General features: G+C 71.2%; 16 protein-coding genes. 13 read left to right on the top strand and 3 right to left on the bottom strand.

From position 1 onward, the window contains the following. Nucleotides 1-60 precede the first annotated feature (60 nt). Nucleotides 61-4773 (bottom strand): ExeM/NucH family extracellular endonuclease, encoded by a 4713-nt coding sequence (locus tag QQZ13_RS01125; RefSeq protein ID WP_284527290.1) that lies wholly within the window; start codon nucleotides 4771-4773, stop codon nucleotides 61-63. 320 nt (nucleotides 4774-5093) lie between these two features. Here QQZ13_RS01125 and lepA point away from each other — a divergent pair, with 320 nt between their 5' ends. The 12 genes from lepA to QQZ13_RS01065 all read left to right on the top strand — a co-directional run bounded on the left by lepA (nucleotide 5094) and on the right by QQZ13_RS01065 (nucleotide 16936). Further along, nucleotides 5094-6944: a translation elongation factor 4 gene (gene lepA / locus QQZ13_RS01120; RefSeq protein ID WP_284527288.1), complete on the top strand. Its 1851-nt coding sequence runs from the start codon at nucleotides 5094-5096 to the stop codon at nucleotides 6942-6944. Between the two features lie 10 nt (nucleotides 6945-6954). Next, nucleotides 6955-7605, top strand: coding sequence for a DUF1990 family protein (locus QQZ13_RS01115; protein WP_284527287.1), 651 nt, complete (start codon nucleotides 6955-6957; stop codon nucleotides 7603-7605). Then, complete coding sequence (gene hemW / locus QQZ13_RS01110) at nucleotides 7605-8822, top strand: radical SAM family heme chaperone HemW (RefSeq protein WP_284527286.1); 1218 nt, start codon at nucleotides 7605-7607, stop codon at nucleotides 8820-8822. Before QQZ13_RS01115 ends, hemW begins: the two co-directional genes overlap by 1 nt. Before the next feature lie 62 nt (nucleotides 8823-8884). Beyond that, nucleotides 8885-9922, top strand: a complete 1038-nt coding sequence (hrcA, locus tag QQZ13_RS01105) for a heat-inducible transcriptional repressor HrcA (protein WP_284527284.1) — start codon at nucleotides 8885-8887, stop codon at nucleotides 9920-9922. A gap of 41 nt (nucleotides 9923-9963) precedes the next feature. Further along, nucleotides 9964-11076 carry a molecular chaperone DnaJ gene (gene dnaJ / locus QQZ13_RS01100; protein ID WP_284527282.1) on the top strand — a complete coding sequence of 371 codons (1113 nt, stop codon included), beginning with the start codon at nucleotides 9964-9966 and terminating at the stop codon, nucleotides 11074-11076. A gap of 4 nt (nucleotides 11077-11080) precedes the next feature. Next, complete coding sequence (locus tag QQZ13_RS01095) at nucleotides 11081-11809, top strand: 16S rRNA (uracil(1498)-N(3))-methyltransferase (protein ID WP_284527281.1); 729 nt, start codon at nucleotides 11081-11083, stop codon at nucleotides 11807-11809. Nucleotides 11810-11851: 42 nt separating this feature from the next. Next, a complete protein-coding gene (locus tag QQZ13_RS01090; RefSeq protein WP_284527280.1) occupies nucleotides 11852-12199 on the top strand; it encodes an HIT domain-containing protein in 348 nt (115 codons plus the stop codon). A 46-nt stretch (nucleotides 12200-12245) separates the two neighbouring features. Further along, nucleotides 12246-13289, top strand: a complete 1044-nt coding sequence (locus tag QQZ13_RS01085) for a PhoH family protein (protein WP_284528005.1) — start codon at nucleotides 12246-12248, stop codon at nucleotides 13287-13289. Next, the gene (gene ybeY, locus QQZ13_RS01080) at nucleotides 13286-13753 is read left to right on the top strand and encodes an rRNA maturation RNase YbeY (RefSeq protein ID WP_284527279.1); all 468 of its coding nucleotides are present in this window, start codon (nucleotides 13286-13288) and stop codon (nucleotides 13751-13753) included. Before QQZ13_RS01085 ends, ybeY begins: the two co-directional genes overlap by 4 nt. Next, a complete protein-coding gene (locus QQZ13_RS01075) occupies nucleotides 13750-15066 on the top strand; it encodes a hemolysin family protein (protein ID WP_284527278.1) in 1317 nt (438 codons plus the stop codon). The genes ybeY and QQZ13_RS01075 overlap by 4 nt, the downstream gene beginning before the upstream one ends. Continuing rightward, nucleotides 15063-15998, top strand: coding sequence for a GTPase Era (gene era / locus QQZ13_RS01070; RefSeq protein ID WP_284527277.1), 936 nt, complete (start codon nucleotides 15063-15065; stop codon nucleotides 15996-15998). Before QQZ13_RS01075 ends, era begins: the two co-directional genes overlap by 4 nt. Beyond that, nucleotides 15998-16936, top strand: a complete 939-nt coding sequence (locus QQZ13_RS01065) for an NADP-dependent oxidoreductase (RefSeq protein ID WP_284527276.1) — start codon at nucleotides 15998-16000, stop codon at nucleotides 16934-16936. The genes era and QQZ13_RS01065 overlap by 1 nt, the downstream gene beginning before the upstream one ends. Nucleotides 16937-17020: 84 nt before the next feature. Here QQZ13_RS01065 and QQZ13_RS01060 read toward each other — a convergent pair whose 3' ends face one another. Continuing rightward, on the bottom strand, nucleotides 17021-17656 hold the full coding sequence (locus tag QQZ13_RS01060; RefSeq protein WP_284527275.1) for a hypothetical protein: 636 nt from the start codon (nucleotides 17654-17656) through the stop codon (nucleotides 17021-17023). A gap of 191 nt (nucleotides 17657-17847) precedes the next feature. On the opposite strand from QQZ13_RS01060, the gene leuA reads away from it, so the two are divergent. Continuing rightward, complete coding sequence (gene leuA, locus QQZ13_RS01055) at nucleotides 17848-19614, top strand: 2-isopropylmalate synthase (RefSeq protein WP_284527274.1); 1767 nt, start codon at nucleotides 17848-17850, stop codon at nucleotides 19612-19614. A 273-nt stretch (nucleotides 19615-19887) separates the two neighbouring features. On the opposite strand, the gene QQZ13_RS01050 is transcribed toward leuA, so the two are convergent. Further along, the gene (locus tag QQZ13_RS01050) at nucleotides 19888-20574 is read right to left on the bottom strand and encodes a trimeric intracellular cation channel family protein (protein ID WP_284527273.1); all 687 of its coding nucleotides are present in this window, start codon (nucleotides 20572-20574) and stop codon (nucleotides 19888-19890) included. Nucleotides 20575-20576: the final 2 nt, after the last annotated feature.

Raw genomic sequence — 20576 nt, 5'->3', positions numbered from 1 at the left:
ATGAGAAGGGGCCCGCGACTCCTGGTCGCGGGCCCCTCGTTCAGGACACTCGGAGCAGCCTCAGAACACGACGCGCACGCGCACGGCGTTGCTGGTCGATCCGCTCGAGACGGTCGGGTCCTTCGGCACGAACACCGCGGTGTAGTGGTGCGTGCCGCGCGAGAGCTTGCCCAGGGTGAAGGCGGCGAGACCCCGTCGCACCGGGACCGTCGCGACCACAGTCGAGCCCTCGCGGAACTCCACGACGCCCTCGGGCGTGCCCTCGGCCTGGTCGACGGCGGCGATCAGCGTGGAGGGGAGCAGCCGGTTGAGGTGCACCGGCAGCAGCGCCACCAGCCGCGTGGTCGTGGCCTGCGGCTGGCTGGCCGCCTCCACCTCGATGGTGACCTGGACGACGGTGCCGGACGCCGGCGCCGTCAGCGTGAGCACCGCCGGGCCCGAGGGCAGATCGGCCGGAAGCTCGGCCGACACCGTGGCCGCGCCGCCGGTCACGACCGCCTCACCCAGCGAGGCGTCTCCCAGCGCGATCTCCAGCGACGTGTTCTCGGGGGCGCCGCGGCTGGTCATGTTCAGCCCGCTCACCTGGAAGGACACGCTCTCGCCGGCGGTTGCGGTCTCGGGCACGCCCGTCACCTGCACCGCCTGCTTGGCGAAGCTCGGCGACAGCGGCGAGCCGTCGGCGATGTAGTCCATCCAGGCCTCGTAGTCGAGCAGGCCGGTGTCGACGTAGTCCTCACCCTCGGTGAACACGCGGAAGTTGTCGCCTCCGGTGGCGAGGAAGGAGAACGTGCCGACCCGGTACTCGGCCGCCGGGTCGAGGGGCTGCCCGTCGACGGTGACCGACGTGATCCGCGAACCCGCCGGCGCCGAGGCGTCGTACGTGTACGAGACGTTGTCCGACAGTCCGAGCTGCAGGTACGGCCGCTGCGGCACGGTGCCGTCGGGGTTCGTCTGCCACTGCTGCTCGAGCATCGTCGTGAACTGCTCACCGGTCAGCGTCACGAGGGCCAGCGTGTTGTTGAACGGCAGGACCGCGTTCGCCTGCGAGAACGAGATCGTCCCGTCGGGCAGTCCCGCGACCGCTGTTGCTCCGAACTCCGCCTGCGTGTCCCACAGCTCCGCCCGCAGGCCGCCGGGGTTGGTGACACCGATCTGAGCACCCTGGGGGAGAGCGGACAGCGTGTCTCGGAGCATCGTGGCGACGGTGTTGCCCAGCGCCGATTCCGAGGCCCGGTCGTCGCGCGTTCCGCCCGTCCACACTCCGTCGACGAAGGACCCGCCCGCGAAGGCGGTGGTGATGTCGGCCGAGACCTCGCCGATCGCGGTGTTCCCGATCTCGGCGGCGGCGGCGAGGGCCGCCTTCACGATCGCGTCGACCTCGGCCACCCGCGGGTACGTCGCGATGAGCTCGGCGGCCGGCGTCGACGTGCGCGGCACGAGACGCTCGGTGTGGGCCGTGACGGCGCCGTCGGCGTCGATCGACAGCACGATCTCCCCGATGTTCCCGCCGTAGGAGCCGGTCTGCACCACCGGTCGCGTGCGGTCGGTGCCGGGGATCGGCGCGGACCACGAGTACTCCTTGTGGGTGTGACCCGTGAAGATCGCGTCGACCTCCGCCGCGGTGTCGTTCACGAGCGCCGCGAAGGGACCGCCGGCGGCGAGCTCCTCCTCGAGCGTGGCGCCGTCGGGCGTCCCCGCCCCGGCACCCTCGTGGTAGAGCGCGACGAGCACGTCGGCCTCGCCGTTGGCCGCGTCGCCGTCGCTCAGCTGCGCGGCGACGCGGTTGACCGCTTCGACCGGGTCGCCGAACTCCAGATCGGCGATGCCCGCCGGCGACACCAGCGAGGGCGTCTCCTCCGTCACCGCGCCGATGACGCCGACCGTGAGGCCATCGGCCTCGAGCAGCGCGTACTCCGGCAGCGCCGGCGTGGTGGTGCCGGCGAGGTAGACGTTCGCACCGAGCTGGGGATAGTCGGACGCATCGGTCACCCGACCCGAGAGGTCGGCCCAGCCGCGATCGAACTCGTGGTTGCCGACCGCGGTGGCCTGCAGGTCCAGAGCGTTCAGGACGTCGATCGTGGGCTGGTCCTGCGCGACCGACGAGGCGAACAGCGAGGCGCCGATGTTGTCGCCCGCCGACAGGAACACGGTCGGGCCGGAGGCCGCGTCGCGCAGCTGCTCCACGGTGCCGGCGAAGGCGACGGTGTTGGCGTCGATCCGGCCGTGGAAGTCGTTGATCCCCAGGAGGGTGAGCTCGACGGGGGCCGCCTCGGCGTCCAGCCCCACGAGCACCGGGTCGTGGTCGCTCGAGCGGAACACGTCATCGGCGTAGAACTCGGTGCCGTGGGAGCGGAAGCGGCTGTACTCCAGCGCGACCGACTCTCCCGAGTTGATGTTCCAGATGTCGGCACCGGAGGCACGTCCGAGTGCCGCCTCGTTCAGGAGGACGTGGTCCAGCGAGCCGGACAGGCCTGAGAAGCTGTACGACGACGTCGCGACGTCGAAGTGCTGCTCGGCATCGGTGTAGCCGGCGTCGTAGAGCACCTGCAGCGGGTCCTCCTGCCCGTACGAGTTGAAGTCGCCCGCGAGCGCGACGGCCTCCACATCTCCCTGGATCTCCTCGATCCAGTCCCGCAGAGCGGTCGCCTGGCGGACGCGGGACTCGTTCGAGGAGCCCTGTCCGTCACCCGCGTCGACGTCACCGGGCCAGGGACCGGCGGAGCCCTTCGACTTGAAGTGGTTCACCACGAACAGGAACTCGGCGCCGCCGTCGACGGGAGCGAACACCTGGCCGATCGGCTCACGTGCGTTGCCGAAGGCCTCGCCGTCCGCGCTCTGGTCGCCCAGCGCCCGTGCCGCGCCCGAGGGGGTGACGGCTGCCGGCTGGTAGATGATCGCGTTGGTGATGACGTCCTGCTCAGAGGCGGGCGGGAGCTCGTCGGACGAGCCGACGAAGGCCCAGCGCTCCTCGCCCGCCGCGTCGTTCAGCGCGTCGACGAGGGTCGACGTCGCCTCGTCGGTCGCTTCGCCCAGTGCGGCGGAGTTCTCGATCTCCATGAGACCCACCACGTCGGCGTCGAGCGTGTTGATCGCGGCCACGAGCTTCGCCTGCTGGCGGGCGAGGTCGGCGGCATCCCACGCACCGCGCTGGTCGCATCCGTCGCGGACGGTCACCCCGTCGCCGAACCGGTCGGTGTAGGCGACGCACGAGGCGGAATCGGTGCCCAGCGTGGTGAAGTAGTTCAGCACGTTGAAGGACGCGATGGACAGGTCGCCGCCCACCGCCTCGGGGGCTGCGGTGCGGGGGTCCTCGAACGACACACCGTCCGCACCGGAGCCGTCGGCGACCAGGGGCTCGGTGGGGTTCAGCTTCCACGTGTTGTTGCGGTAGTCGACGATCAGCGGCGCGGTGAAGGTCACCGACGCGCCGACGACGATCGGCTCTGCGAGAGAGACGTACGCGGGAGTCAGCGCGCTGTTGGCGGCGGAGAGGAAGTTCGTGCTGGCGCCGTCGTCGAGCGCGACCGCGCGTGCGGCGTTGTCCGCGGCCACGTCGGCGGCCTCGTCGCTCTCCGGGCGCGCGACGTCGGTGGGCTGGCGCAGCGGGGTCTCGCCCGCAGCGAGACCGACCTCGCCGTACTGGTTCGTCGCGTAGGTGTTGGTCACGGTGAACGCGCCCTGCGGGTCCACCAGCATCGACTCGAGCGCCTCGCGCTGCGCCGCGGTGCGCGGCCACGTCACCGTGGCGGGCGCGGGCGCCTCGGCGTCGGCGACGACGGTCGCCGCTCCCGCGCGCACGGTGAGCTCGGTCAGGCCGTTCCACTCCGAGACGACGCCCGTCACCTCGACGGTGTCGCCGAGAGCGACCTCGCCCACCGCGCCGGGCGCGTAGACGAAGACCGCGTCGGAGGCGGTGTGGCTGTCGAGATCGATCGCGCCGCCGGAGCCCGCCGTCTGGATCACGTAGCCCTCGAACCCGCCGGTGGGGTAGTGCGCGGTCACGACGCCCGTCGTCGTCACGGTCGCGCCGGCCAGCGGCGAGGCCTCGCCGGTTCCCTGGATGTCCGCGATGGCGACGACCTCCGGATCGGCCGTCGGCGTGGGCGTCGGAGTCGGAGTCGGAGTGGGGGTGGGTGTCGGGGTCGGGGTCGGGGTCGGCCCGTCGTCGGACAGGCCGGTCGGCGTGGGGGCCCCGGCAGTGAAGTCGGCGGCGTTGTCCGCGGTGTTCGTCGCGTCGGCGTCACGGGACACGCTCGTGGCGTTGGTCGTCGCCGGCGCCGCGGCGGATCCGGCGAAGTGCGTGGCGCCGCCCCAGCCGACCAGGTCGATCACCTGGTCCAGTCCGGAGATGCCGGTCGCACCGCTCAGCGCGGCGGCCTGGTCGACGAGCGCCACCTTGCCCTGCGAGCCGCTGAGCGCGAGCGAGCCCTCCACATCGGCGTCGACCGCGGGGAGGGTGCGGTCGGCGCCGAAGGCCTGGCCGACCAGCAGCCGCTCTCCCGCGGGCAGCGACACGTCGCCGAGAGCGGTGACCTGCCAGGTCGCGCCCGTCGCCGAGGCGTACTGCACGGTCCAGCCGCTGAGATCGACGGCTTCGCCGGAGACGTTGGCCAGCTCGATGAAGTCGCGGTTGTAGGCGCCGCCGGAGTTGCCCCCGCCGCCGTAGACCTCCGAGATGACCACCGGCGCCTCGGGGCTCACTGCCGCCGAAGCGGCCAGCGGGGCGACCGTGAGGCCGGCGGCCACGAGTGCGGCCGCTGTCGTCGCGGCCACGGCCGACACTCTGCGGCGGTGCGGCAGAGGGCCTCCGGTGCGGGGGTGCGGGGTCAAGGGCGAACGGAACTCTGCTGCGTGCATGTCGTGTCGTCTCCGAGGCGGTCCGCGCGCGGCAGGGAGGATCGCGCAGGCTTCGGCCGCCGCATTGAGCATCCTGTGACCACACCCGCCGCGACAAGTGTCAGATCGGTTAACTCTTTCTCATGCGAAACAGCCCTGGCGTGTCCCGCGATGCGTCGGGTACCGTTCGCCGGGGCCGCATGCGCGGCAGGCATCGGGGCGGAGCGCGGCCACGTCGCCGGTAGACTTCACGGGACATGTCACCGCGCGCCCTCAAGCCCCTCGAGCCAGCTGCCACGCCGCCCGAGCTCATCCGCAACTTCTGCATCATCGCCCACATCGACCACGGCAAGTCCACGCTGGCCGATCGCATGCTGCAGATCACCGGCGTGGTCGCCGACCGCGACATGCGGGCGCAGTACCTCGACCGCATGGACATCGAGCGCGAGCGCGGCATCACGATCAAGTCGCAGGCCGTGCGCATGCCGTGGTCCAGCGGGGGAGAGACCTTCGCGCTCAACATGATCGACACGCCCGGGCACGTCGACTTCACCTACGAGGTCTCGCGCTCGCTCGCCGCCTGCGAGGGGGCGATCCTGCTGGTCGACGCCGCGCAGGGGATCGAGGCCCAGACCCTCGCCAACCTCTACCTCGCCCTCGAGAACGATCTGCAGATCATCCCCGTCCTCAACAAGATCGACCTCCCCGCGGCCGATCCCGAGAAGTACGCGGCCGAGCTCGCGAACCTCATCGGCGGCCGCCCCGAGGACGTCCTGCGGGTCAGCGGCAAGACCGGTCTCGGCGTCGAGGAGCTCCTCGACCGGATCGTCGAAGGCATCCCCGCACCCACCGGCGACGCCTCCGCGCCCGCCCGCGCGATGATCTTCGACTCGGTCTACGACTCCTACCGCGGCGTGGTCACCTACGTCCGCATGGTCGACGGCAAGCTCGAGCCGCGCGAGCGCATCCAGATGATGTCCACGCGCGCCACGCACGACCTCCTCGAGATCGGGGTGTCCAGCCCCGAGCCCGTGCCGACCAAGGGACTCGGCGTCGGCGAGGTCGGCTACCTCATCACCGGGGTGAAGGACGTCCGCCAGTCGAAGGTGGGCGACACCATCACCCACCACCGCAAGCCGGCCACCGAGGCCCTGCCGGGCTACACGGACCCGAAGCCCATGGTCTTCAGCGGCATCTATCCGATCGACGGCAGCGACTACGCCGACCTGCGCGAGGCCCTCGACAAGCTCAAGCTGTCCGACGCCTCGCTCCAGTACGAGCCCGAGACCTCCGTGGCGCTGGGCTTCGGCTTCCGCTGCGGGTTCCTGGGCCTCCTGCACCTCGAGATCATCACCGAGCGGCTCTCCCGCGAGTTCGACCTCGACCTCATCACGACGGCTCCGTCGGTGACCTACGAGGTGATGACCGACACCGGCGAGACCGTCACGGTGACGAACCCGAGCGAGTACCCCGACGGTCGGGTGGCAGAGGTCTCCGAGCCCGTCGTCAAGGTCGGGATCCTCGCGCCCAAGGACTACGTCGGCACCGTCATGGAGCTGTGCCAGTCGCGACGAGGCACGCTGCTCGGCATGGACTACCTGAGCGAGGACCGCGTCGAGCTGCGCTACAACATGCCGCTCGGCGAGATCGTCTTCGACTTCTTCGACCACCTGAAGTCGCGCACCCAGGGATACGCGAGCCTGGACTACGAGCCGGCGGGCTCGCAGACCGCCGACCTCGTGAAGGTCGACATCCTGCTGCAGGGCGAGAAGGTCGACGCGTTCAGCTCCATCGTCCACCGCGAGAAGGCCTACGCCTACGGGACGATGATGACCGAGAGACTGCGCAAGCTCATCCCGCGCCAGCAGTTCGAGGTGCCCATCCAGGCCGCCATCGGCGCGCGGATCATCGCCCGCGAGAACATCCGCGCCATCCGCAAGGACGTCCTCGCCAAGTGCTACGGCGGTGACATCACGCGCAAGCGTAAGCTGCTCGAGAAGCAGAAGGAGGGCAAGAAGCGCATGAAGATGGTCGGTCGCGTCGAGGTCCCGCAGGAGGCGTTCATCGCCGCCCTGTCCGGAGACGTCGAGGGCAAGGACAAGAAGTAGGCTGGTCGCCATGCGCCGCGGGAGCTTCCAAGACGGGACCGTCGACTACGCGGCCGTCGGTGCCACGCAGGCCGCCGACCTCATGGGCTATCCGCCCGAGAAGAGCGTCCCGGCCGAATCGAGCTGGCGGATCGGCAGCGGCGAAGCTCGCTTCACGTCGTCCGCCGACTCCCTGCTGTCGTGGGCCGCGCTGCGCGGCGCGGGGCTCGACATCACCGACGTGCGGCCCGCATCGGGGCCCATGTACTCGGGGGTCAGCTTCGATGCCGAGGGCACGCCGCTGGCTCCGAGCCGCCTCGAGGCGGACCAGCGCTTCGACGCGGACGGCACGCCCTACGTCGGCGCCGGGACGACGATCCGCGTTCACGGGCGCGTGAAGGGCCTCCGAGCCGACGCGCAGCTGCGGGTGATCTACGTGATCGAGGAGCCGCGTCGCGTGGGGTTCGGCCTGGGGACCGTCGACGGCTCCGTCGTCAGCGGGGAGGAGTCGTTCCTGCTCGAGTGGACCGACAGCGACGAGGTGTGGTTCACGGTGCGGGCGTTCGATCGGCCGGTCGCGGCGCTCTACCGTCTGGTGCCCGCGCTGGTGAAGCGTCGGCGTCGTGAGCTGTTCCAGGGCTACCTCCGCGCGTTGTCTCCGCTGTTCACCACGCCCGCCTGATGGGCTCCGCCCTTCCGCTCGGAGAGCCCGCACCCCTCGACGGTGCGCTTCCCGCCGACATCACCGTCTCGCCGGACACCGCCTTCGGCGTCTACCTCCACGTTCCCTTCTGCCGCGTGCGCTGCGGGTACTGCGACTTCAACACTTACACGGCGACCGAGCTGCGGGGCGCGCGCCAAGACGCCTACGCCGACGAGGTGCTCCGTGAGATCGATCTGTCGGCCGCGGTGCTCGCGGCGCGCGGACCGCTCCGGCCGGCCACCACGGTCTTCTTCGGCGGCGGCACCCCGACCCTCCTCCCCGGCGGCGACCTCGCGCGGATGCTCGACGGCGTGCGCACCCGCTTCGGGCTCGCCCCCGGCGCCGAGGTGACCGTCGAGGCGAACCCCGACACCGTGACGCCGGAGCTGGCGGTGCAGCTGCGCGACGCGGGCGTGACGCGTCTGTCGATCGGCATGCAGTCGTCCGTGCCCCACGTTCTGGCCGCGCTCGATCGCACGCACGACCCGGTCAACGTCCGCACCGCCGTGGAGGCGGCCCGCGGTGCCGGGCTCGACGTCAGCCTCGACCTCATCTACGGAGCCCCCGGGGAGAGCCTCGACGACTGGCGTCGGTCGCTGACGTCGGCGATCGCGCTCTCGCCCGACCACGTGTCCGCCTACGCGCTGATCATCGAGGAGGGCACCAAGCTCGAGCGCCAGATCCGCCGCGGCGAGGTGACCGCGCCCGACGACGACCTGCAGGCCGACATGTACGAGCTCGCCGACACTCTCCTCGGCGAGGCCGGCTACGCCTGGTACGAGGTGTCGAACTGGGCGCGCGACCCGTCGCAGCGCTCGCGCCACAACCTCGCGTACTGGCAGGGCGCGGACTGGTGGGGCTACGGTCCGGGGGCCCACAGCCACGTCGGCGGGCTGCGCTGGTGGAACGTCAAGCATCCGGCGGCCTACGCCCAGCGGCTCGCGTCGCACACCTCGCCCGCGGCGGGCCGGGAGCGCCCCGACGAGGCGGCGCGGCGTCTCGAGAGCGTGCTGCTGCGGTCGCGGATCTCCGAGGGACTGGCGGTGTCGGAGGTGAGCGGACAGGGGCGCCGCGCGGTGGCCTCGCTCATCGCCGACGGGCTGATCGACGGCACCGCGGCGGTGCACGGCCGCATCGTGCTGACGTTGCGCGGACGACTCCTCGCCGACGCCGTCGTGCGCGCCCTGACCGTCTGAGCGGTAGAATTGGCACTCAGCGAAGGCGAGTGCCAGCAGCCGGACGGGCGAGAGGAGTGACGATGGTTTCGGAACGCGGACTTCAAGTCCTCCGTGCGATCGTGCAGGACTACGTCGACACGAACGAGCCCGTCGGCAGCAAGTCCATCGTCGATCGGCACCAGTTCGGCGTCTCGGCGGCCACGATCCGCAACGACATGGCGCTGCTCGAGGACGAGGAGCTCATCACCGCGCCCCACACGTCGTCGGGGCGCGTGCCGACCGACAAGGGCTACCGCGTCTTCGTCGACCATCTCGCGGAGCTCCGCCCCCTCACCGGCGCGCAGCGCTCCGCCATCGCGTCGTTCCTCGACGGTCCGGTCGATCTCGACGACCTGCTGGTGCGCACCGTCCGCTCGCTCACGCAGCTGACCGGTCAAGTCGCCATCGTCCAGTACCCCTCGTTCGCGCGAGCGAACGTGTCCCACGTCGAGTTCGTCCACCTCGGCGCCTCGCGCGTGGTCGTGATCGTCGTCACCGACACCGGCCGCGTGTCGCAGCGCCTCGCCTTCCTGCGCGACGAGCTGTCCGAGTCCGACGTGACGCGGGTGAAGTCCGACATCGCCGCATTCGTGACCGGCAAGAGCGTGCGCGACGGGGCGCAGGCGGTGGCGGAGTTCCTCGCCGGCCCCGCGGCGGGCGATCGTCTCGACCAGGCGCTGCGGACCGTCGCGCTGATCGTGGCGGAGGAGCTCGAGGAGTTCCGCCAGGACAAGCTCGTGATGGCCGGCAGCGCGACCCTCGCCCGCAGGGAGTCGGATTTCCGCGGCAGCATCTACCCGCTGCTCGAGGCCATCGAGGAGCAGGTGACGCTGCTGCGGCTCATGGGGGAGATGGTCGCCGACGAGCACGGCCTCGCCGCGAGCATCGGCCGCGAGAACGAGCCCTTCGGTCTTCCCGAGGCATCGGTGATCGCCGGCGACTACGACGCCACGGGCACCCGGGCCCGCGTCGGCGTCCTCGGCCCGACCCGCATGGACTATCCCACCAATCTCGCGGCGGTCCGCGCCGTCGCGCATTATCTGAGCCGGCTGCTGGACGAGGACGACACGTCCCGCTGACGGATCCGGACGACCGCGCCCGCACGGGCAGGAAGGCGAAAGTGGCTGACCACTACGAGGTGCTCGGAGTGTCGCGAGAGGCGACGCCCGACGAGATCAAGAAGGCGTACCGCCGGCTGGCGCGCGAACTCCACCCCGACGTGAACCCCGGCGAGGACGCGTCGGAGCGCTTCAAGCTCGTCACGCACGCCTACGACGTGCTGAGCGATCCGGAGCAGCGCCAGCGCTACGACCTGGGCGGCGACGGCAGCCCGTTCGGCGGGGGCGCCGGCGGGTTCGGCGGGTTCGGCGATGTCTTCGAGGCCTTCTTCGGAGGGGGCGGCAGCCGCGGCGGCCGGCCGCGGTCGCGCCGCGAACGCGGACAGGACGCGCTGGTGCGGGTGACCCTCGACCTCGGCGACGTCGTGTTCGGCGCCCACCGCGACGTCGAGGTGGACACCGCCGTACTGTGCGAGACCTGCCAGGGCTCCTGCTGCCAGCCGGGCACCCAGCCGGTCACCTGCGACATCTGCCACGGATCGGGCAACGTCCAGCGCACCGTGCGCAGCCTCCTCGGCAACGTCGTGACCTCCCAGCCCTGCACGACCTGCCAGGGTTACGGCACGACCATCCCGTACCCGTGCGGCACGTGCGCGGGTCAGGGACGCGTCCGCGCTCGTCGGACGGTCTCGGTCGACATCCCCGCCGGCGTGGAGACGGGGCTGCGGCTCCAGCTCCCCGGGTCGGGGGAGGTCGGCCCCGCCGGCGGCCCCAACGGCGACCTGTATCTCGAGGTCACCGTGACGCCGCACGAGGTGTTCAGCCGCGACGGCGACGACGTGCTCGCAACTCTCGAGGTCTCGATGCCCGACGCCATCCTCGGCACCGAGACGACCATCGAGGCGCTGGACGGACCGGTCGACCTCGAGATCCGCCCGGGCGTGCAGGCGGGGGACGTGCTGACCATCAAGGGCCGCGGGATCACGCCGCTGCGCGGCGGGCAGCGCGGCGACCTGCGGGTGGGAGTCCACGTGGTGACCCCGACGCGCCTGGATGCGAAGCAGCGTGCGCTCATCGAGGACTTCGCCAAGAAGACCAAGGCTCCCGCCCCGCGGCTCGCCGAGTTCCATCAGGGACTGTTCTCGAAGCTGCGCGACCGCTTCCGGAACGGCTGATCCGGTGGCGCTCCACTTCCTGCTCGACGACGGGCCGCTCGCGGCCGAGGCGGGCGACCTCGTCGAGCTCGGCGGGGCGGAGGCGCATCACGCCGCGGCGGTGCGGCGGGTGCGCGCGGGCGAGGCGGTCACCCTCGGCGACGGCAAGGGAACATGGCTGCGCGGCACCGTGGAATCGGTGGCGCCCAAGCTCGTCGCTGTCCGCGTCGACGAGCGCCGCGACGTCCCGGCGCCGGAGCGGGAGCTCGTGCTGGTCCAGGCACTGGCGAAGGGCGATCGCGACGAGCTCGCCGTCCAGGCGGCGACCGAGCTCGGGGTCGACGCGATCCTGCCGTGGCAGGCCTCGCGGAGCGTGTCCCGCTGGGACGCGGCCAAGTCGGCCAAGGGCGTCGCCCGGTGGCAGTCCATCGTGCGCGAGGCATCGAAGCAGGCGCACCGCGCGTGGGTGCCCGAGGTCGGCACGCCCGTCTCGACCGCGGAGGTGGCGGGGGAGCGCGGACTGGTGCTGGTGCTCGATCCCGCCGCGGCCGAGCCCCTGTCGCGGGTCGATGTCGGCGATGCCCGGCGCATCCTGCTCGTGGTGGGCCCGGAGGGCGGCATCGCGCCCGAGGAGCTCGCTGCTCTGGGCGCGGCCGGCGCCGTGCCGGTGCGGCTGGGCGAGACCGTGCTGCGGACCTCGACGGCCGGGCCTGCCGCCCTCGCCGTCCTCAGCGCCCGCGTCGGCCGCTGGTGACGCGCCCCCTCACCGCATGCCCCCGCGGATAGACTCGGGGACATGAGCGAACCCTCGATCTTCACGCGCATCCTGCAGGGCGAGATCCCTTCCGAGATCATCGCGGAGACCGAGAACGCCTTCGCGATCCGCGACATCGCACCGCAGGCGCCGGTGCACCTGCTCGTGATCCCCAAGTCGCAGGACTACCGGAACGTCGTCGAGCTGGCCGCCGGCGACCCGGATCTGCTGTCGGAGCTGATCGGTCTGGCGAACACGCTGGCCGCCGAGCACGCCGACGGCGACTTCCGTCTGATCTTCAACACCGGCCCCGCCGCCGGTCAGACCGTCTTCCACGTGCACGCGCACGTGCTGGCCGGCGGTCTCGAGGAAGGGAGGCTCGGTGGCTGACGCCCCCGAACCCACCGTCGCGCACATCCATGCCGACGGCATCGCCATGGTGCAGCTCCTGGGACCGCAGGATCGCCTGCTCCGTGTCGTGGAACGCGAGCACCCGGACGTCGAAGTCCACGTCCGCGGCAACGAGATCACCCTCAGCGGCGACGCCTCCTCGGTCTCGGGGGCGCGGACGCTCGTGGACGAGCTGATCGAGATGGCACGGGCCGGGCAGGGACTCGATCCCGCCGACGTCACGGCCTCGAGCCGCATCATCCGGGCCGACCCCGGCATGCGGCCCTCGGAGGTGCTCGGCGAGGCGATCCTGACCTCGCGCGGGCGGGTGATCCGCCCGAAGACCCTCGGTCAGAAGGCCTACGTCGACGCGATCGAGGAGAACACGATCGTCTTCGGCATCGGTCCCGCCGGCACCGGCAAGACCTACCTCGCCATGGCCAAGGCCGTGCAGGCGCTCCAGCGCAAGGAGGTCAGCCGCATCATCCTCAGCCGTCCGGCGATCGAGGCGGGCGAGCGGCTGGGCTTCCTCCCGGGCAGCCTCACCGACAAGATCGACCCCTACCTGCGACCGCTGTACGACGCGCTGAACGAGATGCTCGATCCCGAGCTCGTCCCGAAGCTGATGGCGTCGGGGACCATCGAGGTGGCGCCCCTCGCGTACATGCGCGGACGCACCCTCAACGACTCGTTCGTGGTGCTCGACGAGGCGCAGAACACGACGCCGGAGCAGATGAAGATGTTCCTCACCCGCCTCGGGTTCGGCACCCGGATGGTGGTCACCGGCGACATCACGCAGATCGACCTCCCGCAGGGCGCGTCCGGCCTGCGGCTGGTGACCCGCGTGCTGAAGGACATCGACGACATCCACTTCTCGTACCTGACCAGTGACGACGTCGTGCGCCACACGCTCGTCGGCCGCATCGTCGACGCCTACACCGAGTACGACGAGCAGCGGCTGTCGGCGCGTCGCGAGCGCGACGAGGCGAGCGAGTTCGCCAACCGCGCCGAACGGCGACGCGCCCAGGATCCCCGCAGCGCCCGCGCCAAGGGGCCGCACGACCATCTCCCCAAGCGAGGACGATCATGACCATCGAGATCACCAACGAGTCGGGCGTCGACGTCGACGAGACGGTGCTCCTGCGGCTCACCGAGCAGAATCTCGCCGAGCTCCGCGTGAGCCCCGATGCGGACGTGGCGATCCTGCTCGTCGACGAGGGCGCCATGGAGTCGCTCCACGTGCAGTGGATGGACGAGCCCGGGCCCACCGACGTGCTCAGCTTCCCGATGGACGAGCTGCGCCCCGGCACCGAGGAGCAGCCCACGCCCGCCGGCCTTCTCGGCGACATCGTCCTTTGCCCGCAGGTGGCCGAGACGCAGGCGCAGGCGGCCGGCCACTCGACCGTGGACGAGCTCATCCTGCTGACCACCCACGGCCTGCTGCACCTGCTCGGCTTCGACCACGCGGAGCCCGAGGAGGAGCGCGAGATGTTCGGGCTGCAGCGCGAGCTCATCGCCGCCTTCCAGGCGACCGAGCGCCGACGACGCGCATGACCGAGGCGCTGCTGCTGATCGCCGCCGTGCTGCTGGTGGCGCTGGGCGGCCTCATGGCGGCCCTCGACGCCGCGCTGGGCGTCACGTCGCGCGCGGATGTCGCCGAGCTGTCGCTGTCGGGGCGCAACCGCACCTCGCTGAGCAGGATCGCCGCCGACCCGGAGGCCCACGGCAACGCGGTCGTGTTCATCCGGATCCTCGCCGAAACGACCGCCGCCGTCCTCGTCATGGGGGCCTTCACCCTCCTCTTCGACAGCATCTGGTGGGCGATGCTCGCCGCGGCGCTGCTGATGACCGCCGTGTCGTTCGTCCTCGTCGGCGCGAGCCCGCGCAGCTATGGCCGTCAGCACGCGAAGGGTCTCCTCCGGGGCGGCGCGCCGATCATCCGCGGCGCCCGCATCCTGCTCGGCCCGCTGGCCCATCTGCTGGTGATCCTCGGCAACCGCGTGACCCCCGGCGTCTCCCGCGGCACGTCGTTCGCGTCCGAGGAGCAGCTGCTGAGCATGGTCGACGAGGCCGCCTCGCAGGATCTCATCGAAGAGGACGACCGCGAGCTCATCCACTCGGTCTTCGACTTCACGGACACGTTCGTCCGCGCCGTCATGGTGCCGCGCACCGACATGGTGACCATGAGCGGCACGGTGACCACCGACGAGGCGATGCGCCTCTTCCTGGACAAGGGCGTCTCCCGCATCCCCATCGCCGACGACGACGCCGACGACATCACCGGCGTGGTCTACCTGAAGGACCTCGTGCAGTTCGCCTACCGCGACGAGCGCGCCTGGCGCGACGCGCCCGTGAGCCGCATCGCGCGTCCCGCGGTCTTCGTGCCGGAGTCGATGAAGGCCGAGACCCTCCTGCAGCAGATGAAGAAGGACGCGGTCCACGTCTGCCTCGTCGTCGACGAGTACGGCGGAGTGGCGGGCCTGGTCACGCTCGAGGACCTCATCGAGGAGCTCGTCGGCGAGATCGCCGATGAGTACGACCCGCGCTCGAGCGAGGTCGTCGACCTCGGCGACGGTCGCTACCGGGTCAGCGCGCGGCTCGGCCTCGACGAGGTGGGGGAGCTGTTCGGGGTCGAGCTCGAGGACGAGGACGTCGATTCGATCGGCGGCCTGCTGGGCAAGCTGCTCGGCCGCGTCCCGCTGCCCGGCGCCACCGCCCAGCACGGCGGACTCCTGATCACCGGGGGAACCTCCCGCGGCCGCGGTCGCGGACTGGCGACGGTCTTCGTCGAGCGCATCGAGACGCCCGACGTCTCGCTCGGAACGCTCCGCACCGGTGCGATCGACGTCATCAAGGGGGATTCATGAACCAGCCCACGCCCTCCGCCCCGGATGGGTCGGGCCCCGACGCGGGCCTCCGCTCGGGCTTCGTCACCTTCGTCGGCCGCCCGAACGTCGGCAAGTCGACGCTGACCAACGCGCTCGTGGGCGAGAAGGTGGCGATCACCTCGGACAAGCCGCAGACCACCCGTCGCGCGATCCGCGGCATCCTCAACCGCCCGGGCGGGCAGATCGTCATCGTCGACACCCCGGGCATCCACAAGCCGCGCACCCTGCTCGGCCAGCGCCTCAACGACCTCGTCGAGCAGGTGCTCGGCGACGTCGACGTGATCGGGTTCCTGGTCCCCGCGACCGAGAAGGTCGGGCCCGGCGACCGCCGCATCGCCGCCTCGCTTGACGGCTATCCGCGTGCCAAGAAGATCGCGATCGTGACGAAGACCGACATCGCCGGCCGCGACCAGATCACCGAGCGGCTCCTGGAGGTCGACGGGCTGCGCGAGGACTGGTCCGCCGTGATCCCGCTGTCGTCGGTGACCGCCGACCAGCTCGACGTGCTGGCCGACGAGGTCCTCGCCCTGCTGCCCGCCGGCCCGCCCCTGTACCCCGACGACGTCGTCACCGACGAGTCCGTCGAGGACCGCATCGCGGAGATCATCCGCGAGGCGGCGCTGGAGGGCGTGCGCGACGAGCTCCCGCACTCGATCGCCGTCACCATCGAGGAGATCTCGCCGCGCGAGGACTCCGACATCACCGACGTCTACGCGAACGTGGTCGTGGAGCGCGACAGCCAGAAGGCCATCATCATCGGCCACAAGGGGTCGCGCCTGCGCGACGTGGGCGCCCGGGCGCGTGCCCAGATCGAGCCGCTGGTCGGCACGAGGGTGTTCCTGAAGCTGCACGTGCGCGTCGCCAAGGAGTGGCAGCGCGACCCGAAGCAGCTCGGTCGGCTGGGGTTCTGATGGCGCTGCAGTGGCGTGCGACGACCTGGGGCGGACCCGAGTCCTGGGAGCTCGCCGAGGTCGAGGTCCCGCCGCCCGCCTCCGGCGAGGTCACCATCCGCGTGCGCGCCGCCGGGATGAACCCTGCGGACTACAAGCACGTCGCGTCCGAGCGTCCCGGCGTGGTCCTGCCGGTCGCGATCGGGTACGAGGTGTCGGGGGAGCTGACCGCGATCGGGCCGGACACCGTCATCGGCTCGGGCCCGGCGTCGGTCGGCGATGAGGTGCTGGCGTTCCGCGTCCAGGGCGGCTACGCCACGGAGCTGACCGTGCCCGCCGAGAAGGTGTTCGCGAAGCCGGCCGACCTGAGCCATCCCGAGGCTGCGAACCTGCTCCTGGCCGGCACGACCGCCGCGGAGATGCTCGAGGTCACCGGCGTCGGGCGGGGCGAGACCGTCCTGCTGCACGGCGGATCCGGTGCGGTCGGGGTGGCGGTGCTGCAGCTGGCCGCACGGCGGGGAGCACGCGTCATCGCGACCGCGTCTCCGGCGTCGTTCGACCGGGTGCGCGCCTACGGCGGCGTGCCCGTCGCGTACGGCCCCGGACTCCGCGCACGCGTCGAGGACGCAGCCGGCGGTGCCCCCGTCGACGCCGCGCTCGACGCGGTCGGCACCGACGAGGCGCTCGAGGTGTCGCAGGAGCTCGTCGGAGACCGCGACCGGATCGTCACGATCGCCGCCGCGGATCGCGCGGACGAGCGCGGTATCCGCTGGATCGCCGGCTCCCTGCCCGCCAGCGCGGCGTACCGTGACGCCGTCCGCGCCGAGCTCATCGCCCTGGCCGGCGAGGGAGCCCTGATCGTGCCCGTCGCGGCGACGTATCCGCTCCGAGACATGCGCGAGGCGCTGCGCGTGCTCGCCGCCGGTCATCCCGGCGGCAAGCTCGCCCTGGTGCCCTAGCGATGCTCCCGCGGTGCCCTAGGGATGTTCCCGCGGTGCGCCAGGGATGTTCCCGCGATGCCCTAGGGGCGTCCCAGGGGTGCCCTAGCCGATCTCCCGCAGCGCGGAGCGGATGATGACGGTGTCCGCACCGAACTCGCCGTCGGCGGCGTCCTGCCAGGTGCCGTCATCCCACAGCACGTCGACGAACAGCCAGCCGTCCTGCGGATACGACGCGAAGTAGGCGTCGCGCAGGCGGTCCGGGAGCTCCTCCTGGATGGCGAGCAGCTCGTCCTCCGCACCCGCTCCGGGCTCGCCGCCCGTGGGGTCGGCGGGAGCCATCGGGTCGTAGAGCGCGAGCATGATCGGAGGCTGGGTGACCGTGAAGGACGTGCCGTCGTAGGTGCCCTGCACGGCGTAGCTGCCCCACTTCACGCCGCCGGTGGTCTCGAAGCCGTCGAGCCCTTCCCAGCTCCAGCCCACGAGGGGGATCCCCGCGCACTGCGGCGGGGCGGACTCCGCGACGGGCCCGAGGCACAGCTGCGCGCCGTCCTCACCGTCTCCGAGGACCATGCCCTGCCCGACGACCTCGCCGTCGGGGAGGCCGGGGGAGACCTCGCCCAGGCGCGGAGCGGCGTCGGCGGACGACGCCGGCGGCGCGGCGGAGGCACAGCCGGACAGGGCGAGACAGGTCACCGCGAAGGCGGCGACGGCGGTGGCGGCGAGGCGGCGACGGTTCATACCCCGATAGTGTCGCGCCGCTCCCGACCGTCTCGAAGTTCTCCCTCCTCCGAAAGACGGGTGTATCGTGGCAGCATGCGCTTCGGTGGGCTCCTTCTTCTTAGCCGCCGCGACGAGACCTCGTAGCAGGGCCTCACTCGTCGCGGAGATCGTCGTCGGCCCGTTTTCCCACCGCGAAGAGAAGAAGCATCATGCAGAACCATCAGAAGCCCTCCGGCATGCCGACCGCGAAGTACCGCCCGTTCCACGAGCAGATCCGTGTCGAGCTGCCCGACCGTACCTGGCCGTCGCGCCGCATCGAGAAGGCGCCGCGCTGGTGCGCCGTCGACCTGCGCGACGGGAACCAGGCCCTCATCGATCCGATGAGCCCCGAACGCAAGCGGATCATGTTCGACCTGCTCGTGCAGATGGGCTACAAGGAGATCGAGGTCGGCTTCCCGAGCGCGAGCCAGACGGACTTCGACTTCGTCCGTCACCTCATCGAGGAGGACGTCATCCCCGATGACGTGACGATCCAGGTGCTCACGCAGGCGCGCGCGCACCTCATCGAGCGCACGTACGAGGCGATCGCAGGCGCCAAGCAGGCGATCGTGCACCTCTACAACTCCACGAGCGTGCTCCAGCGCGAGGTCGTCTTCCGCACCGACCGCCAGGGCATCATCGACATCGCGCTGGAGGGTGCGCGGCTGTGCCGCGAGTACGAGAAGCGCGTGCCCGGGACCGCCGTCTACTACGAGTACTCGCCCGAGTCGTACACGGGGACCGAACTGGAGTTCGCCGTCGACGTCTGCAACCAGGTGCTCGACGTGTTCGAGCCGACGCCGGAGCGCAAGGTCATCATCAACCTCCCGGCGACCGTCGAGATGGCCACGCCCAACGTCTACGCCGACTCGATCGAGTGGATGAGCCGTCACCTCAACCACCGCGAGAACGTGATCCTCTCGCTGCACCCCCACAACGACCGCGGCACGGCCATCGCCGCCGCCGAGCTCGGCTACCTCGCCGGTGCGGACCGCATCGAGGGGTGTCTGTTCGGCAACGGAGAGCGCACCGGCAACGTCGACCTCGTGGCCCTCGGCATCAACATGCTGACCCAGGGGATCGACCCCGAGATCGACTTCAGCGACATCGACCACGTCAAGCGCACCGCGGAGTACTGCAACCAGCTGCCGGTGCACGAGCGGAGCCCCTGGGCGGGCGACCTCGTCTTCACCGCGTTCAGCGGGTCGCACCAGGACGCGATCAAGAAGGGCTTCGAGGCCATGGCCGCTCGTGCGGCGGCGTCGGGCGTCTCGGTCGACGAGATCGAGTGGGCGGTGCCCTACCTGCCGATCGACCCGAAGGACCTGGGTCGGTCGTACGAGGCCGTCATCCGTGTCAACTCGCAGTCGGGCAAGGGAGGCGTCGCCTATCTGCTGAAGACCGACCACGCGCTCGATCTGCCCCGCAAGCTCCAGATCGAGTTCTCCGGGGTCGTCCAGGCGAAGACCGACGCCGAGGGCGGCGAGGTCTCCAGCGACCAGATCTGGGCGATCTTCACCGACGAGTACCTGCCGGCCGTCGTCACCGACGACAAGTGGGGCCGCTTCGAGCTGCTCTCCACCCGCACCCAGAGCGACATGTCCGGCGAGGTCAGCCTCGACGTCACGCTGCGCGACGGCGACGAGCACATCGCTACCACGGGCGTCGGCAACGGGCCGGTCTCGGCCTTCCTCGAGGTCGTCCGCGCCCAGGGCTTCGACATCACGCTCTACGACTATGTGGAGCACACCCTCAGCGCCGGCGGCGACGCGCAGGCCGCGTCGTACGTGGAGCTGCAGGTCGACGGTGAGCGGCTGTGGGGCGTCGGCATCGACGGCGACATCTCCACCGCGAGCCTCAAGGCCATCGTGTCGGGCGTCAACCGTGCCATCCGCACCCGGGAGCGCTCCGGCGCGCTGGCCGGCGTCTCGGCCTGAGGCCGCCCCGCGCGGACGGCGTGCGAGAGCGCGTCAGCCGCGCGGGCGCGGTCCCGACGAGGTCCTCGCGGCACCCCGCCGGATCCTGGACAGTAGTCGTCGCTTCCGGCTCGCCGAGGCGACGAGAACTGTCAACGATCGCGTCGCGGCCCCGAACGGCGGGCAGTAGTCGTCGCCTCGCGGGCGCCGACGCGACCACGAGTGTCAACGACTCGGACTCCGTGCCGCCGTCGCGCCTCGCGAGCACGTCAGCGCGGGCGCGGCGCCGACGTGTCAGGGCTTGATGATCGGGATGGCGCTCGTCTCGAGGGCGACCTTGCGGCGGTGCAGCGCCCGCTGCTCGGGCAGCGAGATGTCGAAGATGACCGCGAGCAGCCGGATCACCGTGGTCACGGTCACGCAGGCCACGGCCGCCACCACGAGCGGTGCGCCCAGAGCGTGCACCACCGCCAGGACGACGCAGCCGGCGCCGGCGGCGACCGCGTACAGCGACCCGACGTGCATGATCGCGACGGGCAGCCCCATGAAGACGTCGCGGAGGATGCCGCCGCCGACCGCCGCGCACACGCCGACGAAGACCGCCGGCACCGGCGGAAGCCCGATGGCCAGCGCCTTGGCCGTGCCGAACGCGCCGAACAGCCCGATCACGAGAGCGTCGAGCGCGACGATCACGGCGTTGAGCCGCTGGAACACGTTGGCCAGGAGCATGCCCATGAGCGACGCCGCCGTCGCGGTGATCAGATACCAGTTGCTCTGCATCGTCGCGAGCTCGACGTTCAGGAGCAGGTCGCGGATGAGACCGCCGCCCATGCCCATCACGATGCCGATGATGGTCACGCCCAGGAGGTCGAGCCGCCGCTGGCCCAGGAACCCGGAGGCGAAGAGGGCGCCCTGCACGCCGCCCAGACCGACGGCGACGAGGTCTGCCCACAGGGGGATCACGAACAGCGGCTCTGTCACAC

It is taken from the genome of Microbacterium sp. T2.11-28, assembly GCF_950097975.1.
Lineage (GTDB): Bacteria > Actinomycetota > Actinomycetes > Actinomycetales > Microbacteriaceae > Microbacterium.
This window is presented reverse-complemented; position numbering and strand designations above follow the sequence as displayed.